This window comes from Streptomyces sp. NPDC002276 (assembly GCF_053891435.1).
This window is the reverse complement of sequence record NZ_JBSFCQ010000001.1, coordinates 169409-189829: the sequence shown is the minus strand read 5'-3', so window position 1 is coordinate 189829 and position 20421 is coordinate 169409. Positions and strand designations below refer to the sequence as shown.

Genomic DNA, 20421 nt, shown 5'->3' with positions numbered 1-20421 from the left:
ACCTCATGCCGCCCTGCCCTGCCCGACATCCTTGCGGGAGAACGCCAGGTACCCCACGAAGCCGAGGATGGCCACCGTCCAGGCCAGCGTGACCGGTCCGAGCCCCATGGCGAGGCCGCCCCGGCCGTGGCCCACGGCCATCCAGTCGGCGACGGACGCCCCGAGCGGGCGGGTGATGACGTAGGCCGTCCAGAACGCGGCCACCGCGTTCAGGCCGCCCCACCGGTGGGCGACGGCCGGAACGGCGATCGCGACGGCGTACAGGACGGCGGAGCCCAGGTAGCCGAGGCCGATCGTGGCGGTGAGGTCCCCGGCGGCGGTGCCCAGGGCGAAGGTGGCCAACACCGTGGCCCAGTAGAAGAGTTCGCGGCGCCGGGTGTGGATGCTGTGGATGGACAGGGTGCCCTCGGAGCGGTACCAGAGGGCGAAGACCGCGGCCAGCGCAAGCATGAAGAACGGCGTCGAGACCGCGTACGGCACACCGAGACCGACGTGCAGGACGTCGGCGGCCATCGTGCCGAAGACGCTGACCATGACGACCGCGGTCCAGTAGATCCAGGCCACGTACCGGCGGACGGCGAGCTGTACCGCGAGGGCGGCCACCAGGGCGAGGCCGCCGAGGCCGACGGCGGGGATCGGGCCGAACGCGTGGGCCAGGAAGTCGGAGGCCGTCTCGCCCATTCCGGTCGTCAGCACCTTGATGATCCAGAAGTAGACGGTCACCTCCGGCACCTTGCTCGCCGTGTTTCGTGCGTGGCCCGGGGGCCTGTGATGCGTGAGGTGATCTGTCGTCATGGCAGGCACGATGACATGCTGTCCGGCGCTCGCCCCAGCCCCTTTTGCCAGAGCTTTTGCGCTTCTGGTGCGTGAGTTGGCCGAGGCCCGTCCGAGCCTGAACACAACCTGAACGCGCCGGCCGGAGACCTGGTCAGCGGCGTACGGCCGGTGGTAGAAGCACCGCTCCCGACGACCGTCCGGCGCCTCAACAGGGGCGGTCACAAGGGCAGTTCACAGGTACGCTGTGCCGCGCCGTCACGTCACACGTTCGATTTCCGCGGGGGTTCATGTGGTCGCCACGGCCGTCAGGTCTTCGCCGCGGCGAGGCCCGGGGGCTCCGCGTCCGGCCCGGCGCCGGCTTCCCGTGGTCGCCAGGCGGGCCGCACAGCACGGGCTGGTGCTGGCCGCCGTCGCGGTGACCGTGCTGCTGTGCGCGACCGCACTCGCCACGCTCGCCTCGCTGGCGGGCAGTTCGGTGCAGGCCGGTGCCGTACGGCGGCTGGCCGTCGACCTCGACGCGCAGGTGAACGTCAACGCGTCCTACCGCGCCGGAGGAATGGCCGCGGCCGACCGCGATGTGCGGGCCTCCGCCGACCGGGTGTTCGCCGGGGTGCCGCAGCGGACCTATGTGGGACTGCTGGGCACCTCGCCGGTCTCGGTGACGGGCGTCGACGGGGTCGCGGGCCCGCCGCGCACTCCTGGAGGCACCGGGCTGCATCCGGTCGCGGTCCAGAACGGGGGCGGCTTCGGGCGGTTGGTCGCCGGGCAGTGGCCCGCAGGTACCGCGGACGCACCGGCAGGCGCGTTCACCTCGCTGCCCGAGGTCAGGGTCTCCACCGGGTCCACCGCCCCCGTCGACACGGCGGTACCGGACGCGCTGGCGAAACGCCTGGGCATCGGGCCCGGCTCCAGCCTCCGCGTGCAGGACGCCTTCAACCGGGCCATGACCCTGCGGATCACCGGCGTCTTCCGGGCGACCGGTGCCGTCGGGTTCTGGCCCGCGATGGCCGGTGACCTCGCCGAGGGAGAGACCGCGGACCAGGACCTGTTGGTGGTCTCGCCGTCGGCTCTCAACGGCAGCGCCGTCCTGAACGGGCATCTGACGGCCCATTGGAGTGTGCAGCCGGACCTCTCCCGGCTCGACGCGGACGGCCTCACCGTGCTGGGCGACCGGCTGCACGCCTTCTCCGGCAGCCAGAGCGGTGTGTCGGTGTTCGGCGGGCATCAGCCGTCGCTGGCCGATGTGACGGTGGCCTCCGGACTGCCGGGCGCCATCGACGAGTTGACGGTGCCGACGGTGGCGGCCCGGTCCTCGCTGTACCTGCCGAGCGTGCTGCTGGCGGTCCTCGCCCTGGCCACCCTGGTGCTGGCCGCCCGCGAGCTGACCGTGCGCCGACGCGAGGAACTGGCGCTCCAGCGGGCCAGAGGCGCCGGTACCCCGAGGCTGCTGCGCGGCGCGGCGGCCGAGTGGGCGCTCACCGGTGTCCCGGCCGCCGTCGCCGCCCCCTTCCTGGCCGGGCTGCTGCACCCCGGCAGACGGGGCACCGACGCGTGGGCGGCCGTAGGGCTGACCCTGCTGGTGCACGCGGCGGCCGTGCTGCTGCCCGTGCTGCCGTCGGCCCAGTCTCGGCCGACCCGTGGCGCACGGGCCGCCGCCGCGCAGCGGCTGGGCGCCGACCTGGCCCTGCTGGCCGTCTCGGTCCTGGGCTATCTGGAGTTACGACGGCACCACTCGCTGATCTCCGACGTGGGCACCGGCAGCGCCTCCGCGGACCCGGTGCTGGTCCTGGTGCCGACCCTGGTGGCCGGTGCCGCCGCGCTCCTGCTGCTGCGGCTGCTGCCGCTGACCTCGCTGCTGCTGGACGCGTTCGGGCGGCGCGGCCGGGGGCTCGTACTCCCGCTGGCCGGTTGGCAGTTGGGCCGACGGGCGGCACGCAACGCGGGACCGGTGGTGCTGATGTGCCTGGCCATGTCGGTGAGCGCCTTCGCCACCACCGCGCTCGCCTGTCTGGGCGGTCTGGCGTCGGAGCAGGCCGCGTTCACGGTCGGCGCGGATGTGCGGATCTCCCCCTCGGCGGACGACGGTTACCCCTCCCCCGTCCTGAGCGCCGCCTACCGCGCGCTGCCGGCGGTGACCGGCGTGACCCCGGTGACGCGGTCGACGGCAAACCTGCCCGGCGGCACCACCGAGGACCTGGTCGGCACGGTCGGCGGGCCCGCTCCCCGCACCCCGGCACCGGTCATCCCCGGCATACGGCTCCCCGGGCGGCCGACCGCGCTGCTGCTGGACGAGCGGCTGCGCAGCGACGGCAACCGTGTGGCGCCGAGCCTGGAGCTGACCGTGCAGGACGCGTCCGGTCTCGTCAGCGTCGTGACGACCCGGCCGCCCACCGCCGACGGAGCCCGACACACCGTCGCGATCCCGCTGGGCGTGGCACTGAGCGGCGGCCACCCCCGGGAGTATCCGCTGACCGTGACCGCCGTCAACGTCCTGCCACAGCCGAACACGCGCCCCGCGCGCCTGAGCCTGGAACTGATCCGGGTCGGCGCGCGCGACACCACGGACAGGTGGGTCACCCGGCTCCCCGGCGAGCAGCTCTGGACCGACGGCACGGACCACGCCTCCGACGCCACCGAGGGCGCCTGCGAAGGGCGGTTGACCGGCAGCTACGAACCCGGCACCTCCGGGGTGTGCTCGATCGCCCCGAGTGCTTCCGAGGTGCTGCGGACCGTCATCAGCACCGGCATCCGGCCCTCCCGGGAGACCTCGGACGCGTTCGGCGGTCTGTCCGACAGCGACTACGACACCCAGCCCGGCAGCCAGGTGCGGCTGATGGCGGGCCCGACGGGCGGTCCCGCGCCGCTTCCGGTGCGCGCCGACGCCACGGCACTGCGCGAGGCACGGCTGAGCGTAGGCGGCACGACCACCCTGGACCTGGGCGAGGGCCGGGTCACCGCCCGGATCGTGGGCCGAGTCGACTCACTCCCCGGACTGGGCCGCGGTCAGGGCCATTTGATCGCCGATCAGCGGCAGCTCGCCGCCGCGCTGACACAGGCCGGCGTGGACCAGGAGGATCCCGCGTTCTGGTGGCTCGGCAGCACCGACAGCGCGCGTACGGCCGCAGCTGTGGAGGCGCAGCCCGCGCTGGGCCAGGTCACCACCACGGCGCGGACCGCCGCGTCCCTCCGGGCCGACCCCTTCCGCACCGGACTGCGCCGGACGCTGGAACTGGTCCGCTATCTGGCCCCCGGTTTCGCGGTCGTCGCCTTCACCGTGCACGCGGTGGTCTCCACCCGGCAGCGCCGCAAGGAGTTCGCGCTGCTGCGCGCGATCGGCGTCCGCGCCAAGAGCCTGTCCGCGCTGCTGGGCGCCGAGCAGTTGAGTCTGGCGCTGTTCGCCGTGGTCCCGGGTGCGCTGATGGGCATGGCCCTGGCTGCGGCGGTGCTGCCGCTGGTCACCGTGGACGACAGCGGACAGGCCCCCTATCCGCCGCTGCCGCAGATCATCCCCTGGGGCACCGTCGCGCTGACCGCGCTGGCGACCGCGCTCGCCATCAGCGCGGTCGTCCTGGCACTGGCCCGGCTGCTGTCCCGGGTGGACCTGGTGCGTGTGCTGCGAGCGGGGGAAGACCGTTGAGCCGTACGGCCGGAAACGAGTCGGTGACGCGCCGCCTGATCCGCAAGGAGACCCGGGGCGACCTGCCCCTGCTGGCCTGCCTCGCCGTGCTGGTCCTGGCACTGACAGCACTGTGCGCCTGGGCCCCCGCCTTCGCGGGCGGCCAGGAGGACCGGGCGCTACGACAGCGGGTCGACGCGGCACAGTCCCAGGCACCGCTGATCAGCCTGAGCACCACACCGGAGGTCTTCAACACCCAGCCGCCCACCGTGGACATGGCCACCCTGCTCGGCGCGGGCCGCACCCTCACCAAGGAACTCGGCGGGGCAGCCCGGCACGTTGCCTTCACCGGCGGCGGCAGCTACGACTACGACCAGGCGTCCCTGCTCTCACCGCGACCGCCCGGACCGGCGGACACCAGCACCCAGCTGACGGTCAGCTATCTGCCGTCCGCGCGGGCCCATCTGCGTTACGTCAGCGGTCACGCGCCGGCCGATCGCACGCCGTTGGCCACCGCGCCCCAGATCGGGTTGTCGGAGACCACCGCGCGGGCGCTGGGTGTCCGGGTCGGCAGTCGGCTGACGCTCGCGTTCGCCAAGACGCCCGGGGTGCAGAACGCCCCGCCCCAGGCGGAGTTGCTGGTGAGCGGGGTCTATCGCACCACCGCCGCTACCGACGGTTTCTGGACCGGCCGGGAGACCCTGGACCAGCCGTCGCGCCACCCTCAGGAGCGTTCCGCGGGCACCGTGCTCGCCGTCCGCGGTCTCGTCGGCCTGGACGCCGCCGACCTGCTGGCCGGCGCCGGGGTGGGCGGCCCGCGCGTGACCTGGGAGTTGCGCGCCGACCTGTCCGGGGCGGCGCTCGACCGGGCCCGCGCCCTGACCGGGCCGCTGTCCCAGTACGGCGCGGACCTGAGCGCCGCCCTGTGCCAGGGAGTCGACCCGATCACCAGCGACATCGCCTGCCAGGTCGGCGGCCAGATGACCGGGCCGCTGCTGCTGGCCGACTTCCTGACGCCGATGCTCTCCGCGTTCACCGCGCAGGACCAACAGGCCCGGTCCCTCGCGACGTTCGCCGTCGACGCGCTCGCCGCGGTCACGCTGGCCACCGCGGCCGTAGCGGTACGACTGCTGCTGCGCCGGAGGCGGTCGCATCTGCGGTTGCAGCGGGCGCGGGGCGCGTCCACCGCGCGGCTGGTGCTGCTGCGCTGCGCCGTGGCCTGGCCGGTGGTGCTGACCGCCGCACTGCTCGGCTGGGCGGCCGGACGGGCCCTCGCGCCCACCGGCACCTCCGGATCGCCGCAACCGGTGCCCGCCGCCTGTGCCACCGCCGTGGTGGCGCTGACGGTGCCGCTGATGACCTGGCTCGCGGTCCGCGAGCCGCGCAGACCCGGCCGACTGCGGCGCACACGCCGGAAAACCGCTGTCGGCCGACGCCTGGTCCTGGAGCTGACGGTGCTGCTCGCGGCGGCGGCCGGTGTGGTCGCGCTGCGCTCGCAGGGCCCGGACGGGATTCTCGGCGCCGTGCCGGTGCTGGTGGCGCTGGCCGTCGTACTGCTCCTGCTGCGGATCTATCCGCTCGTCCTGCGCCTGGTGCTGCGGCAGGCCCGGCGCGGCACGGGAACGGTGGGCTTCGTCGGAGCGGCGCGGGCCGCCCATGACGCTCCGGCGACCGGACTGGCCCTGTTCGTCCTGGTGTTGACCCTGGGCACGGCCGTGTTCGGCGGCCTTGTGCACCGTACGATCGACGACGGTCTGACCACGGGAGCGGCCTGGACCACCGGTTCGGACGCGAGCGCGACCGTGTCCGGGACCACAGCGCCCCGAGCGGCAACCCCCGGGATGCGAACCGCCGTTCAGCGCCTGCGCGTTCTCGATCTGGCGGGGCAGGCCGACGGGGCGGCGATCCCGCAGGTCGCCGTGATCACCGTGGATCCCCGTCAACTGGCCGCCGTCGCCCCGGAGTCACCGCTGGCCGAAGCCCTGTTGTCCGGGCCGACGGGGCCCCGGGCCGACGCGAACACCCCGCTGCCCTCCTTCCTCTCCCCCGCTCTCCGGGCGAGGGAGCGCACCGGCGGCTTCACCACCACCGTGGTGACATCGGGCCGCCCGCCGCTGGACCTGACCCTCAAGCCGGTCGGCACCCTGACCGCCGCACAACTCGACGACCCTCTCCTCGGGCCGGTCACGGCACAGATCCCCACCGGCGCACCCCTGCTGATCACCACCGCCGACGCCGACCGTCTGCTGTCCCAACAAGCGTCCGGCAGCACCGTGTTGCTCCTCAAGGGCGACACTCCCGGCGACACCGAACCCGCGGCACTGCGGTCTGCGGCGGCCAGGGCGCTCGGGCCGCTGGCCCGGATCCGGGTCCGCTCCGAGACGCTGAACACCCTGCGCGCGGACGGCCTGACGCAAGGACTCGGCACGATCTACACCGTCACGTCGATCCTCGCCGCGCTCACGGGCCTGCTCGCGCTCGCCCTGGAACTCGCCCTCACCTCCGACGAGCGCAGCCGCACCACGTCGTTCCTGCGCACACTCGGACTCGGCGGCAGGGAAGCCGGAGCACTGCACTTCCTGCAACTACTGCCGCTGGCGGTGGCCTCCGCGGTGGGCGGCACACTGCTCGGGCTGCTCGAACCGCGGCTCATGGCAGGGACGTTGGACCTACGGCAGTTCACCGGCGGACCCGCCCAACCGGCGCTGCGGACCGACTACTCGCTGACCCTGGCGCTCGTCGCCGGCGTGACCGCGCTGATCCTGACGGCGGCGGCCACCGAGACGGTACTCGCCCGCGGACGTCGGTTGGGGGCGGTACTGCGCCTGACCTGAACACCTGTCACATCGCGTCCTCGGCCTCGGACTTGGCCCGCCGGGCCGCCTCGTCGGGCCATACGCCGATGTGGTCGCTCTCCAGCGCGAGCCGCACCCGCTTGCGCATGTGCAGGCGTTCCGTGAACTCGCCCGGCAGCTGCAACCGGCCGCTCGCGTCCAGGACCGCGTACTCCTCGGCGGTGAGCACGTCGACGCCGTCCTCCCCGGTGGCGACCCGGCGCAGTACCTCGGTCGACGTGCGGCCGTTGCGGATCAGGACGGTGCGCTGGACCTGTTCGGACACCAGCGCGTCGTGGGTGACCACGATGACGGTGACGCCCAGGTCCTCGTTGGCCCGGCGCAGTGCGGCGAAGACCTCGTCGCTGGTGGCGGTGTCGAGTTCGCCGGTGGGTTCGTCGGCGAACAGCACGCGGGGCTCGTTGGCGTTGGCGACGGCCACGGCGACCCGCTGCTGCTCACCGCCGGAGAGGGTGTCCGGGGTGCGGTCCCGGCAGTGGCCGACGGACAGCAGATCGAGCAACTCCTCGGCGCGGGCCCGCCGTTGGGAGCGCTTGATCCCGGTGTACGTCATCGGAAGCATCACGTTCTCGGCCGCCGAGAGGTAGGGCAGCAGATTGCGGGAGGTCTGCTGCCAGACGAAACCCACAGTGGTACGGCGGTAGTTGAGCCGGTCGCGGCGCTTCATCGACAGCAGGTCGTGTCCGGCGACCTCGGCGGCACCCGCGGTCGGCACGTCCTGGCCGGAGAGGATGCCCAGCAGGGTGGACTTGCCGGAGCCGGAGGCACCGACCACCGCGATCATCTCGCCCTCGGCCACGGCCAGGTCGAGACCCTGGAGGGCCTGCACCTCGACGCCCTCGGTCTGGTAGATCCGCACCAGGTTCTCGCAGACAACCAGCCCCTCTTCGCGGCGCGGGGCGGCAGCCGCGGTGGCCCGTCGCCGCAGCTCGGCCAAGTCCGGTGCCACGGTGCGCTGTTGAGGAACTGCCACGCGGTCTCCCGGGAGTTGCGGTCTGACGATGACACGGTGGGACAGCGGTCAGGCTAGTGCGGAACGGCGCACGGAGTGCACAGCGGCGGGTGCCGTCAGGCGTCCTCGACGATGCTGCCGTCGCGGAGTTCGAGCACCCGGTCGGCCAGCGCGAGGAGTTGGGTGTCGTGGGTGGCGACGAGGGCGGTGACGGACTCGCTGCGGACGACGGCACGCAGCAGGTCCATCACGGTGAGACCGGTGTCGGCGTCGAGTTGGCCGGTGGGTTCGTCGGCGATGATCAGGGCCGGGTTGTTGGCGAGCGCGCGGGCGATGGCGACGCGCTGCTGCTGGCCGCCGGAGAGTTCGCCGGGACGCTGGTCGGCATGGTCGGAGAGCCCGACGAGGGAGAGCAGAAGGGCGACCCGGGCCTCGCGCTCGCGGGCCGGGACCTTCCGCAGCCGCAGCGGGACCCCGACGTTCTCGGCCGCGGTGAGAATCGGTATGAGCCCGAAGGACTGGAAGACGAAGCCGATGCGGTCGCGGCGCAGCGCCAGCAGGTCGTCCTCGCCGAGGCCGGCCAAGTCGGTGCCGTCCAGGGTGATCCGGCCGCCGTCGGGAGTGTCGAGACCGCCGACCAGGTTGAGCACGGTGGTCTTGCCGGAGCCCGATCGGCCTCTGAGGGCGACGAGTTCACCGCGCGGCACACTGAAGGAGACACCGCGCAGGGCGTGCACGGCGGTGTCACCGCTGCCGTAGGTCCGACGCAGGTCCTCGACCACGACCATGGCGCCCATGTTTCCCCCCCACCCTGTCGGCATCCGCACCGTAGGGTACGCCGGGCCCGACAGGCGCCGCGGCGCGGAAGGGGACCGGCGGACACATCCGCCGGTCCCCTTTTCCGCTTCGTCCGCGCGGGAATTGTTTCCACGTGCCGAAAAACAGTGCTACCAGCGATACCAGCGGCCACTCCCGCCCTTAGGACGGGCCACAAAGCCGACGAGCCACAGCACCAACACGATGATCGCGACCCACCAGAGAATCTTCAGCGCGAATCCCGCACCGAAGAGAATCAGGGCCAGCAGAAGAACAAGAAGCAGTGGAATCATAGTTTTCAACCTCCGATCCTCCGTCTGCCCGCCCATTCCTCGTTCACGCCCACGGATTCCCCGCTCGGTGTCCGTGACCGCCTCGCATGTCACATCCGCGCGGCCCACACGGTCTATGTGATGACGGACAACGAAGCAGAGGGAATCATGCGAGAGATTCTGATCGTCGGCGGTGGCTACGCGGGCTTCTACACCGCATGGGGCCTGCGGAAGAAGCTGCGCCGGGGCGAGGCGCGGGTCACGGTCGTCGACCCGCGCCCCTACATGACCTACCAGCCCTTCCTCCCGGAGGTGGCGGCCGGTTCGGTGGAGGCGCGGCACGCCGTCGTCTCACTGCGACGGCACCTGAGCGGTACCCGCCTGATCGCGGGGACGGTGACCGGGATCCGGGCGGCGGACCGCACGGTGACCGTCCGCCCGGTGCGCGGCGACGCCTACGAACTGCGCTACGACATCCTCGTGGTCACTGCCGGCGCCGTGACCCGCACCTTCCCGATCCCCGGACTCGCCCAGCAGGCCATCGGTCTCAAGCACGTCGAGGAGGCGGTGGCGATCCGTGACCGGCTGATGACCGCGTTCGACCAGGCCGCGTCACTCCCGCCCGGCCCCGAACGGCGCAAACTGCTCACCGTCACGTTCGTGGGCGGCGGATTCTCCGGCGTCGAGGGCTTCGGTGAACTGCTCTCGCTGGCGACCGCGATGCTCAGCTCCTATCCCGAACTGACCGCCGACGACCTGTCCTTCCACCTGGTCGAGGCCAGGAACCGCATCCTGCCCGAGGTCAGCGACACACCCGGCGCCTGGGTGGTGCGCCATCTGGAACACCGCGGCGCACACGTCCACCTGAACACGCAGCTGCTCTCCGCCGAGGACGGCCACGTCGTCCTCTCCGACGGGCAGGAGTACGACTCCACACTGATCGTGTGGACCGCGGGCAACGCCTCGAACCCGGTCGTGCACAACCACACCGACCTGCCCGTCGACGAGCGGGGCCTGCTGCTGGTCCGCGCCGACCTGCGCGTGGGCACGGACGGCGAACCGGTGCCCGGCGTATGGGCGGCCGGTGACGACGCCGCCGTTCCCGACCTCGCCTCGCCGGTGCCGGGCGCGCGCACGGTGCCCAACGCCCAGCACGCCGTACGGCAGGGCAGGCTCCTCGCGAAGAACCTCGTGGCCGACCTGCGCGGCAAACGCGTCCGCCCCTACCGCCACAGCAGCCTCGGCGTGGTGGCGACACTGGGCCTCGGACGGGGAATCTTCCAGTACAAGGGCATCGTCATCAAGGGATTCCCTGCATGGTTGATGCACCGGGGTTATCACGTGCTGGCGGTGCCGAGCTGGGAGCGGAAGATCCGCGTGCTGGCCATCTGGCTCACCGCGGCTCTGACGGGCCGCGACCTCGTCTCGCTCGCCTCCGTGCAACACCCGCGCGACGCGTTCGTCACGGGTGAACGCGCGCAGGACCCGGCGGCCGGCCGGACGAAGGAACGGAGCACGGCATGAACACGCGGAGTTCTCGATTCCACCGGGGGTACGCCATGACCGCACGCGAGGAGGCCGCCCGCGGCCTCAGCGACATCGAGGAGTTCCTCTACCAGGAGGCCCACATGAAAGCCACGCACCGCCGCGTGGCGGACCTCACCACACGCGTGGAGGGACTCACTCCCGAGCAGCGGCGGGACATCGGGAAATGGTACGTCGACGAGCAGAAACACGTCGCCCGCATGGTCACCGACCACATCACCGAACGCCTCGACGCGATGGAAGCACGCCACCAGGCCCGCATCCGCCACTGGCTGCGCGGAACACTCATCGCCATGACCCTGGTCACCCTCGCCATGAGCGCCGTCGTCGTCGTGATCCTGGAATCATCACGCTGATCGACTGGTTCCAGCGCCGGAGTTTGTCGGGGTTGAGCATGACCCAGAACTGGCGGTCGTTCGTGACGTCGACGCTGATGACCGCGGTGACCTGGCGGCCGTAGCGGGCGACGAGGCCGGTCCGGCCGTTGACGGAGTGGGTGGTCAGGGTCGTGTGCGGACGGTGGGCCAGGAGCGTCAGCAGGTAGCCGGCGACCGGCCCGCTGACGCGCGCCCGGCGTACGGCGCGGACGACGGTGTCGTGCTGGTGCGGTGCGGTGCGGTGAACAACTGCCTGGCCCGTGTGGCGAGTTCGGCGAGTTCCGGCTCCGTGCGGCCCACGATGTCGGCGACCGTTCCGGAGGCCATCCCGAAGGTGCGGAGCACGAACGCCACGCGCTCGGCCGTCGGTAGTGCGAGCCGGGCCAGGCAGATCCCGCCGACTGTCCTCGCCAGCCAGGACCGGGGAACGGCGACCCGCCGCCGCGCCGCGCCGGAGAGCCCGTACCACCACTGATAGGCCTCGTCGACGACGCTTTCCGCCGTGTTCAGGTCGCCCAGCATCCAGTGCGCGGCATCGAGCAGATACCGGCGTTTCCTCTCGCTCGCACGGCCCCGCACACGGCAGGGGCATGGGCCCGCTCATTAGGACCGGGAACTCCGGGGTCCTGTGACACGGGGCCGCGGTGAGCGCGTGTCACACATTCGGCGACTGTCCGGTCCTACAGGGCAGCACCGCATTTTTTCTCTCACTGCCGAACGAGGCGATATGGGCAAAGGTGACATGCTCGCCGACTGGGCCGACGGGCGTCTTGGTGTCCGTCGCCTGGTCAGGGAGAAAGCGCGACGGGCGCCTTCCGCAAGCCGCGCGAGGTCAACTGGGTATTCGGATTCCTGCTGCTGGTCCTCGCCATGTTCGCGGGACTGACGGGATACGACCTCCCGGACGACCTGCTGTCCGGAACCGGCCTCGCCGTCGTGAACGGAACGATCCTTTCCATCCCGATCGTCGGAACGTATCTGTCGATGTTCCTCTTCGGCGGCGAATTCCCCGGCCACGAACTCGTGGCCCGCTTCAACACCATCCATGTGCTGCTCATCCCCGCCCTCATGGCGGGACTCATGACCGCCCACCTCGCCCTGGTGCTCCACCAACGGCACACCCAGTACCCGGGCCCCGGACGCACCGACACCCATGCCGTGGGCGTCCCGGCCAAAGTCCGCGCCGACCAGGTCTCCGCCGGATCGCAGCCCGACTGGTACATGGGCGTGGCGGACGGACTGCTGCGGGTGATGCCCGGCTGGGAGATCAACCTCTGGGGCCACACCCTGGCACTCGACAACCTGATTCCGCTGACGAACGGCACTCGGCGTCGCCTGGCTCAGTTTCTACGCGGTGGCCCTGATCGGCGCCGGGAACGACATCATCGCCGTCCGTCTGCACGTCGCGGTCGAGTCGGTGACCTGGGCCGTCCGCATCGGTCTCTTCGTCGTGACCGTCGCCGCCTATTCGGCAACGAAGCGATGGGCGCTCGGACTTCAGCGCGGCGACCGCGAAAAGGTCCTGCACGGACGCGAGACCGGCATCGTCAAACGCCTGCCCGACGGAGAGTTCGTCGAGGTCCACGAACCGCTCACCCAGGAACAGTTGCACCTTCTCACCCAGCACGAGCAGTACCGCCCGGTCGACCCCGGCACCCGGAATCTGCGCGCCCGGCTCAGCGAGCGCCTCTACGGCGAGAACGCGCAGATCACCAAAGCGACGGCGCGGGAGTTCGAGCACGGGGAACTACCGGCCGAAGAACTGCACCGATGACCAAGCCCGTTGAAGAGACGGGCAGTTGAGCACATGTCGAGCAGATGAGGAGATGGACGGTCTTGGACGTCTACGAGGCGGTCATGAGCCGACGGGCGGTGCGCGGATTCACCGACCGGGAGGTCCCGAGGGACGTGCTGGAGCGCGTGCTGTCCGCCGCGGCCTGGGCGCCGTCCGGCTCGAACATCCAGCCGTGGCGCGCGTACGTGGTGAGCGGCGAGCCGCTGGCCGAGATCAAGAAGCGCGCCGGCGAGCGCCTGGTCGCGGGCGAGCCCTGGGACGAGCCGGAGTACGAGCAGTACCCGCCCGCGCTCAAGTCCCCGTACCGCGAACGCCGTTCGGCCTTCGGCGAGCAGCGCTACGGCGCGCTCGGCATCCCGCGCGAGGACGTCGAGGCACGCCAGCGGGCCGCCTCCGCGAACTGGGACTGCTTCGGTGCGCCGACCGCCCTGTTCTGCTACATCGACCGCGATCTGGGCCCGGCCCAGTGGTCCGACACCGGCATGTTCCTCCAGACCGTCATGCTGCTGTTGCGCGCCGAAGGGCTGCACAGTTGCCCGCAGATGGCCTGGGCGAAGTTCCGCGGGAGCGTCGCGGAGATCCTGTTACCCCCGGACGAACTCACGCTGTTCTGCGGCATGTCGATCGGGTACGAGGACATCGCGGTCGACAACGCCCGTACGGGCAGGGCTCCCCTCGGGGAGACGGTCACGTTCGTCGAGGGATGACACAGCTCGGGTGGCCCTTTCGAAGGAAAGGGCCACCCGGAACGAACGATCTCTACTTCTGCCGCGCCCTACTTCTGGCGCTCTCTACTTCTGGCGTTCTCTACTTCTGGCGCGTGAGCCAGTCGGCGAACCGCGTCCCGGCGATGTGCGCGTCAGGACCCGGCAGGAGCGTGTTCTCCTCCAACTCGGCGCCCCAGTACGTCGCTTGCGGGTCCGTGACGATCTTGCGCGGGTCGTCCTGGGCCGAGAGCCCCATGCGGATGAACTCCTCCAGCTGGAACGCCTCGGGACCGGCGACCTCCACCACGCCGCCCACCGGGTCCCCGACCGCGGCGCGGGCGACGGCCTCGGCCACGTCGTCGGAGACGATGGGCTGGATCTTCGCGTCGGGCAGATGCACGGTGTCGCCCTGGGTGACCCCGTCGGCGAGTCCCTTGGCGAACTCGAAGAACTGGGTGGCGTGGACGATGGTGTAGGGGTTGCCGGAGGTCTTGATCAGGTCTTCCTGGACCTGCTTGGCGCGGAAGTACCCGCTCCCCTGGAGGCGTTCGGTGCCGACCACCGACAGCGCCACGTGATGCGCGACGCCCGCCTCGGTCTCCGCCTTCAGGAGATTACTCGTAGACGTGCGGAAGAAGTCCATGACCGCCTGGTCCTCGAACGAGGGCGAGTTGGACACGTCGACGACCACCGCCGCACCCTTCAGGACCTCGGCCAGGCCCTCGCCCGTCAGTGTGTCGACTCCGGTGCTGGGCGCCGCCACGACCACCTCGTGTCCGTGCTCGCCGAGCCCGGCGACCACCTTCGAACCGATGAGCCCGGTTCCACCGATCACTACGACCTTCATGACGGAATTCCTTTCGGGTTTGTCTGATGCCTGCATCAGTAGAGACCGGGCACCGGTTCTGTCTGTGACACCGCCCGCTCGACCTATTCGACGAGTTTCCCCGCGGTCGAGACTTCCTGCATCAGGGCGGATATCTCGTCGGGCACGGCCGGAATGTCCTCGCGCGTGACTCCGGTCGTCGGGGACCACACGAGATTCACCCGCAGTGCGGAATCCTGTTCGGGATAATCACCGCGGTTGTGACAGCCACGCGTCTCGCGGCGCTCCAGCGCCGATTCGAGGGTGGCCCGGGCCGCGAGCGCGGCCGACTTGAGATCGAAGGCGTGCGCCAGATCCTGATAACCCGCGATGTCCGGGTGGATGCCTACGGCCTCGATGCGCTTCTCGATCACCGCGAGTTCCGCCAGTCCGGCGAGCAGGCCGTCCTCGTCGCGTACGACGCCGGCGTGCTCGGTCATGGTGTCGCGGATGGCGCGTTGCAGGGCCCGTACGTTCTCGGGCCCGTCGGCGGCGAGGAGTCCGTCGAGTTCCGCGCGGGCCTCCGCGACGGCCGACGCCGAGCGCGGCTGGGCCGTAAGAGACTGCGAGTACGCGGCGGCGGCCCGGCCGGTCAGGCGGCCGAAGACCAGCAGCTCGATGAGGCTGTTGCCGCCGAGCCGGTTGGCGCCGTGCAGTCCGCTCGACGCCTCGCCGATGGCGTACAGGCCGCGTACGTCGGTGCTGTGGTCCTCGGGGCGGACCCAGACCCCGCCCATCGAGTAGTGCGCGGTGGGCGCGATCTCGATCGGGTCGCGGGTGATGTCCAGCATCTGGAGGTCCATCAGGGTCTGGTAGACCCGGGGCAGCCGGGTCATGATCGTCTGCCGGGGCAGGTGCGACACGTCGAGCCAGACGCCGCCGTTGGGCGTGCCGCGCCCTTCCTTGATCTCCGTGTACGCGGCCAGGGCCACGCGGTCGCGGGTGGAGAGTTCCATGCGCTCGGGGTCGTAGCGGGCCATGAAGCGTTCACCGAGCGCGTTGCGCAGGATGCCGCCCTCGCCGCGGGCGGCCTCGCTGACCAGGGTGCCGGCGGCGTTCTCCGGCTCGATGATGCCGGAGGGGTGGAACTGGACCAGCTCGGCGTCGCGCAGCCGGGCCCCGGCCTCCACGGCGAGGCGGAAGGAGTCCCCGGTGTTCTCGTCGCGCCGCGAGGAGGTGCGCCGCCAGATGCGGGTGTGGCCGCCCGCTGCCAGGATCACCGCGTCGGCGTGGATGACGTAGCGCCGTCCGCTCGTGAGGTCGAAGCCGTAGGCGCCGAACACGGCACCCTCGTGGACCAGCAGCCGGGTGATGTACACGCCTTCCAGGACCGGGATGTCCAGTTGCTCGGCGCGCCGGATGAGGGTGCGCTGGATCTCCAGGCCGGTGTAGTCGCCGGCGAAGGCGGTTCTGCGGAACGTGTGCGCGCCGAAGAAGCGCTGCGAGATCCGGCCGTCCTCCTCCCGCGCGAAGTCCATGCCGTAGCGCTCCAGGTCCTCGATGCCCCGGGCCGCGCCCTGGGTGACGATCTCCACGGTGCGGGGGTCGGCGAGGAGGTAGCTCTCCTTGAGGGTGTCGGCGGCGTGCTGCTGCCAGCTGTCCTCGGGGTCCATGGTGGCCAGCGCCGCGTTGATGCCGCCGGCCGCGAGTGCCGTATGGGCGTCGTCCTTGGAGCGTTTGCCGACGGCGAGGACGTCGACGCCGGCCTCGGCCAGTTCGATCGCCGCCCGCAGGCCGGCTCCTCCGGTGCCGATCACCAGCACCATGGTCGCGAGACGTTGTTCGGTGACAGCCACGGTCCACTCCGATCACTGGGGTCTTCATCCCGTACGACCGGGCAGCCCCGCGATCTGTGACAGTTCAGGACGTGGTGTCGCCGCCCAGCGAGGCCGCGTAGGGTGCCAGCTTCTCCGGGTTCATGACCCACATGGCCCGCTCGACGCCGCGCTCCGAGATGTCGAGGGTCAGCAGAACGACCGCGGTCCCCTCGGCCGTGACGAGGACGGCGGGGCCGCCGTTGGCCTCGACCCAGTGGATCTCCTTCTCCGGCCAGAAACGCGGCGCGAACGCGGCGAGGTACCTGGAGACGTGCACCAGCCCGACGACCGGGAACCTGGACGCCCCGCGCAGTCCGTTCCCGTCGGTGTAGCTGACCACGTCCTCGGCGAGGATGTTCTCCAGCACGGCCAGATCGCCGGTCTGTGCCGCGGCGAGGAAGACCTCCATCAGCCGTCGGTGCTCGGTGGCGTCGACGGGCTTGCGGCGCTCCGACGCGAGGTGCTTGCGCGCGCGGCTCACCAGTTGACGTGTGTTGGTCTCGCTGGTCTCCAGCATGTCCGCGATCTGCCCGTAGGGGTAGTCGAAGGCTTCGCGCAGCACATAGGCGGCCCGTTCCACGGGGTTGAGCCGCTCCAGCAGGAAGAGCACCGCCGTGTCGAGCGCCTCGGCGCGCTCGGCGCCCAGCTGCGGATCCGCGCGCGTGTCGACCGGCTCCGGCAGCCAGGGGCCGACGTACGACTCGCGGCGCACCCGCGCGGACTGGGCGACGTTGAGCGCCAGCCGCGCGGTGACTGTGGCGAGGAACGCCTTCGGCTCGCGGACGACATCACGGTCGGTGTTCTGCCACCGCAGCCACGCCTCCTGGAGTACGTCCTCGGCCTCGGTGGCGCTGCCGAGCACGCGGTAGGCGATGCCGAAGAGCTGGGGACGGGCCGCCATGAACACGTTCGCCGCCTCGTCGAGGGAGCCCGTGCCGTCCCCGATACCCATGCGTGCCGCCTTCAGTTCCGACCCGGTTCACACAAACGCCTGCTCATGGTACGGCGGTACGGTCGACGTCGATTTCGGCGACCATGCCGCGCAGGACGGGGCCGTACTCGGGGTGGGCCAGCGCGAACGCCATCTGGGCGACCATGTAGGCGGCCGGATTGCCGGTGTCGTACCAGCGGCCCTGGATGACCTGTCCGTACACCGCGCGGGTGGCGGCGTAGGCGTTGATGGCGTCGGTCAGGTAGACCTCGCCGGTCCTGCGCTCGTACCAGCGGCGGGTCTGCTCGCGCAGTTCGTCGATGATCCCGGGGGTGACGACATAGCCGCCGATGGCCGCGTACGACGACGGTGCGGCGGCGGGCTCGGGCTTCTCGACCAGGCCGGTGATGCGCAGTTGCCCGTCCCCGAGGTCCTCCTTGACGATGGGCACCCCGTAGCGCTGGGAGTCGACCGGGTCCATCGGCATGAGGGCCAGCACCGGGCAGCCGGTCTGCTCGTAGGCGCGGACCAGTTGCTGGGCGCGCGGGACCTCGGCCACGAAGACGTCGTCGGGCCACAGCACGAGCACGGGTTCGTTCCCGAAGGCTCGGGCGGCGTTCAGCACGGGGGTGCCGTTGCCGTAGGGGCCGTACTGGTCGAGGTAGGTGATGTGGCCCTGCCGGGCCAGTTCCGCGACCTCCTCCACCGCATCCGCGTAGGCCGTCTTGCCGTCTTCGCGGAGTTGGTCGACGAGGGCGGGGTTGGGGCGGAAGTGCTCCTGGATCAGGGACTTGCCGCCCGAGACGACGATGGTGATGTCGGTGATGCCGGAGTCCACCAGCTCGCGGACGGTGTGTTCGATGACCGGCTTGTCGCCGACCGGCAGCATCTCCTTCGGTGTCGCCTTCGTCAGCGGCAGCAGCCGGGAGCCGAGCCCTGCGGCGGGAATCACGGCCCTGCGAATCGTCGGGGACATCACGTCTCTCTCCGGTCGAGCGTCATGTGCCTGTCGACAGGCGCACGGTCCCGACGCTACCAACGGCCGGTGTCGAACCCGACGCGGCACTCAAGGTGAAGATCGAGTACCAGCCATCTCCGAGCTGCGGCAACCCCCCTCGCCCATACTTTGAATTCTAGGATTCAAAGTATCGTTCAGCACCCTCAATCCGCATCTACGCAATCTAAGCCTTGCGCTGTTACGGACCAGGGGTCTACCTTCATTCCATCGCCCCGGGGTGAAGGACTGCGGGGCAGGGGATTGGGGGTTCGGCATGCTCAACATCGGACTGGGTGCCTACCGGACGTGGCCGGAGGACGAGTACGGGAAGTCGTCGGCCGGGTGGCGTCCGGGGCTCTCCGACGAGGAGGTGTACGCGGCGGGGAACGGCCGTTGGAAGCTGGGGACGCGGGCGGACCGGGAACGGTACGTGGTGTTCAGCGCCATGGGCATCGTCGTCCTGGCCGTGGAGATCGATCACATCTCCGACCCGGCCCCGGACGGCCGTCGCACGATCCACGGGACGATCCTCAAGCCCGGCAATCCGGTGTACGACAAGTACGTGGGCGGCGAGTCCCCGGTCGAGAAGAGCCAGAACCCGGTGCAGTACTTCGACTCGCCGTTCGATCGCACCAACTGCGCGTGCGGGTGCGGCGAAGAGGTCCCGTCCGGACGCGACTTCCTGCCCGGGCACGACCAGATCGCCATTCACCAGCGGGTCAAACTGGTCGGCGGTGTCCTGCCGTTCATGGACTGGTTCGACGCGACGTGGCCCGAAGCAAAGTCGCAGGCGTGACGGACTGACCGCTGCGGGGGGGGGTCGGCTTCCTTGCGGAGGACACGGCCCTTTCCGATCTTTCACGCGGCAGGCGGGGGCCCGCCCATCGGACCGCCCGCCAACTGGCTCATGGCTCGCTGCGCGAGCGTCTGCTCGTGCAGGCGGCGGGCGGACTCCAGCAGACGGATGCTGTCCGGCCCCCACATCCGGCGCAGGACGTAGCGCTCGTAGGGGCCCTGCTGCATCAGCCAGGCGATCGGCAGGAACAGCTTCGCCGCGCGGGCGGCCCGCCTGCTCCTGCGCGGGCTGAGGCCCATCGAGTGACGCATCTTGGCCGGCAGTGTGCCCATGACGGGGAGTTCGATCGCCGTGGTCTGCAACGCGTACGGGATGACGGCGCGCAGGTGTGAGATGTGGAAGTTCTGCTTCACCGTCCGCATCACGAGCTTGAACCAGTCCTCGCCGGTTCCCGGGGCGAGGTTGACCGTCGGGCTGGGTTCGAAGAGGTCCGCGTACTTCTCGTAGAGGGCGCCCAGTTCGGCCATCGAGGCGGGGATGTCCTCCTCGGGCGCGCCGACGAGCCTCAGGTAGGCCCCCGTCTCGGCGATGAACCGGTCGCGCTGTTCCGGCGAGAGGCGGTGCGGCCTCCCGCCGTCGCGGAAGGCGAAGGCCTCGTAGACGCGCAGCATGGGGTGCATTTCGGTGAGCGCGGCCCACATGGCGTCGCGTGGTTCGCTCGCCGCGTAGCCGCCGAGTTCGGGCCGTGCGATGTCGATGACGTCGCCGGTCACCTTCTTGTGGATGGCGTGGAGGTGTTTCGCCATGAGTTGCGCGGTCTTTGTGTCGCCGAGCCACATGGGGGCGTGCATGCCCGAGTTGCGCGAGAGCCGGTCGAAGACGTCCAGCATGGTGAGGGTACCCTCGCGCGCCTTGCGGGCCATGGGGTCGCGGTCGCGCAGGCCCGCGTTGATCGGGTTGTACCCCTTCGTCTGCACCACGCTCTGGGCGGCGTTGAGGAAGACGACGGTGGCCGGGTGGAGGAGGACCTCCCAGGCGACGCTTCCGGGCCCGAAGAGGCCGTAGTCGGGGGTGCCGTCCTCGTTGAGCGATCCACCGGCCGGCGTCAGCTCGCCGAAGCGCCGCCAGCGGCGTTCCGTGCCGAGCAGGTCCTCCCTGGTGATCTTGATCTTGGCTGCCTTGGTGCGGTGACCTGCGGCGACAGCGCCCATGACGAACTCCTTCGTTCGGTTCCCGCTTTAATTCCCGCCCGGGAATTAAAGCTGCCAGCAAGCTATGCTCGGGTCTGCGCCGCGTCAACCCC

16 protein-coding genes and 1 pseudogene are annotated in these 20421 nt (G+C 70.8%); 7 read left to right on the top strand and 10 right to left on the bottom strand.

Translation table 11 applies throughout. The annotated features are described in order from the left end of the window. Positions 1-3: 3 nt before the first annotated feature. Positions 4-795 (bottom strand): COG4705 family protein, encoded by a 792-nt coding sequence (locus tag ACWIHT_RS00910; protein ID WP_456162994.1) that lies wholly within the window; start codon positions 793-795, stop codon positions 4-6. Positions 796-1141: 346 nt separating this feature from the next. On the opposite strand from ACWIHT_RS00910, the gene ACWIHT_RS00905 reads away from it, so the two are divergent. Together ACWIHT_RS00905 and ACWIHT_RS00900 are read left to right on the top strand one after the other, a co-directional pair. Beyond that, positions 1142-4414, top strand: a complete 3273-nt coding sequence (locus ACWIHT_RS00905) for an FtsX-like permease family protein (RefSeq protein ID WP_456162992.1) — start codon at positions 1142-1144, stop codon at positions 4412-4414. Further along, positions 4411-7227: a hypothetical protein gene (locus ACWIHT_RS00900; RefSeq protein WP_456162990.1), complete on the top strand. Its 2817-nt coding sequence runs from the start codon at positions 4411-4413 to the stop codon at positions 7225-7227. Before ACWIHT_RS00905 ends, ACWIHT_RS00900 begins: the two co-directional genes overlap by 4 nt. A gap of 7 nt (positions 7228-7234) precedes the next feature. Here the strand turns inward: ACWIHT_RS00900 and ACWIHT_RS00895 are convergent, their stop codons facing one another. The 3 genes from ACWIHT_RS00895 to ACWIHT_RS00885 form a co-directional block, all read right to left on the bottom strand. Continuing rightward, a complete protein-coding gene (locus tag ACWIHT_RS00895) occupies positions 7235-8185 on the bottom strand; it encodes an ABC transporter ATP-binding protein (RefSeq protein WP_456164540.1) in 951 nt (316 codons plus the stop codon). A 131-nt stretch (positions 8186-8316) separates the two neighbouring features. Further along, on the bottom strand, positions 8317-8997 hold the full coding sequence (locus ACWIHT_RS00890; RefSeq protein WP_456162988.1) for an ABC transporter ATP-binding protein: 681 nt from the start codon (positions 8995-8997) through the stop codon (positions 8317-8319). A gap of 150 nt (positions 8998-9147) precedes the next feature. Beyond that, positions 9148-9309 (bottom strand): hypothetical protein, encoded by a 162-nt coding sequence (locus ACWIHT_RS00885; RefSeq protein ID WP_026178601.1) that lies wholly within the window; start codon positions 9307-9309, stop codon positions 9148-9150. A 147-nt stretch (positions 9310-9456) separates the two neighbouring features. Between ACWIHT_RS00885 and ACWIHT_RS00880 the strand changes: the two genes are divergently transcribed. Beyond that, positions 9457-10812 (top strand): NAD(P)/FAD-dependent oxidoreductase, encoded by a 1356-nt coding sequence (locus ACWIHT_RS00880; protein ID WP_456162986.1) that lies wholly within the window; start codon positions 9457-9459, stop codon positions 10810-10812. A gap of 35 nt (positions 10813-10847) precedes the next feature. Next, positions 10848-11189, top strand: a complete 342-nt coding sequence (locus ACWIHT_RS00875) for a hypothetical protein (protein ID WP_456162984.1) — start codon at positions 10848-10850, stop codon at positions 11187-11189. A gap of 177 nt (positions 11190-11366) precedes the next feature. On the opposite strand, the gene ACWIHT_RS00870 is transcribed toward ACWIHT_RS00875, so the two are convergent. Then, positions 11367-11789: a hypothetical protein gene (locus tag ACWIHT_RS00870; RefSeq protein ID WP_456162982.1), complete on the bottom strand. Its 423-nt coding sequence runs from the start codon at positions 11787-11789 to the stop codon at positions 11367-11369. A gap of 225 nt (positions 11790-12014) precedes the next feature. Here ACWIHT_RS00870 and ACWIHT_RS00865 point away from each other — a divergent pair. Together ACWIHT_RS00865 and ACWIHT_RS00860 are read left to right on the top strand one after the other, a co-directional pair. Beyond that, positions 12015-12984 (top strand): annotated as a pseudogene (locus tag ACWIHT_RS00865) (cytochrome b); the annotation flags it as partial. A 62-nt stretch (positions 12985-13046) separates the two neighbouring features. Next, complete coding sequence (locus ACWIHT_RS00860) at positions 13047-13712, top strand: nitroreductase (RefSeq protein ID WP_456162980.1); 666 nt, start codon at positions 13047-13049, stop codon at positions 13710-13712. A 100-nt stretch (positions 13713-13812) separates the two neighbouring features. Here ACWIHT_RS00860 and ACWIHT_RS00855 read toward each other — a convergent pair whose 3' ends face one another. The 4 genes from ACWIHT_RS00855 to ACWIHT_RS00840 all read right to left on the bottom strand — a co-directional run bounded on the left by ACWIHT_RS00855 (position 13813) and on the right by ACWIHT_RS00840 (position 18301). Continuing rightward, entirely contained in the window at positions 13813-14559 is a 747-nt protein-coding gene (locus tag ACWIHT_RS00855; protein WP_456162978.1) for an SDR family oxidoreductase, read from the bottom strand. Positions 14560-14642: 83 nt separating this feature from the next. Beyond that, complete coding sequence (locus tag ACWIHT_RS00850) at positions 14643-16343, bottom strand: L-aspartate oxidase (protein ID WP_456164538.1); 1701 nt, start codon at positions 16341-16343, stop codon at positions 14643-14645. A 94-nt stretch (positions 16344-16437) separates the two neighbouring features. Beyond that, entirely contained in the window at positions 16438-17346 is a 909-nt protein-coding gene (locus tag ACWIHT_RS00845) for an RNA polymerase sigma-70 factor (RefSeq protein ID WP_456162976.1), read from the bottom strand. Between the two features lie 43 nt (positions 17347-17389). Beyond that, complete coding sequence (locus ACWIHT_RS00840; protein ID WP_456162974.1) at positions 17390-18301, bottom strand: UTP--glucose-1-phosphate uridylyltransferase; 912 nt, start codon at positions 18299-18301, stop codon at positions 17390-17392. A 295-nt stretch (positions 18302-18596) separates the two neighbouring features. Between ACWIHT_RS00840 and ACWIHT_RS00835 the strand changes: the two genes are divergently transcribed. Continuing rightward, positions 18597-19118: a hypothetical protein gene (locus tag ACWIHT_RS00835; protein WP_456162972.1), complete on the top strand. Its 522-nt coding sequence runs from the start codon at positions 18597-18599 to the stop codon at positions 19116-19118. 62 nt (positions 19119-19180) lie between these two features. On the opposite strand, the gene ACWIHT_RS00830 is transcribed toward ACWIHT_RS00835, so the two are convergent. After that, the gene (locus ACWIHT_RS00830) at positions 19181-20329 is read right to left on the bottom strand and encodes an oxygenase MpaB family protein (RefSeq protein ID WP_456162970.1); all 1149 of its coding nucleotides are present in this window, start codon (positions 20327-20329) and stop codon (positions 19181-19183) included. Positions 20330-20421 lie beyond the last annotated feature (92 nt).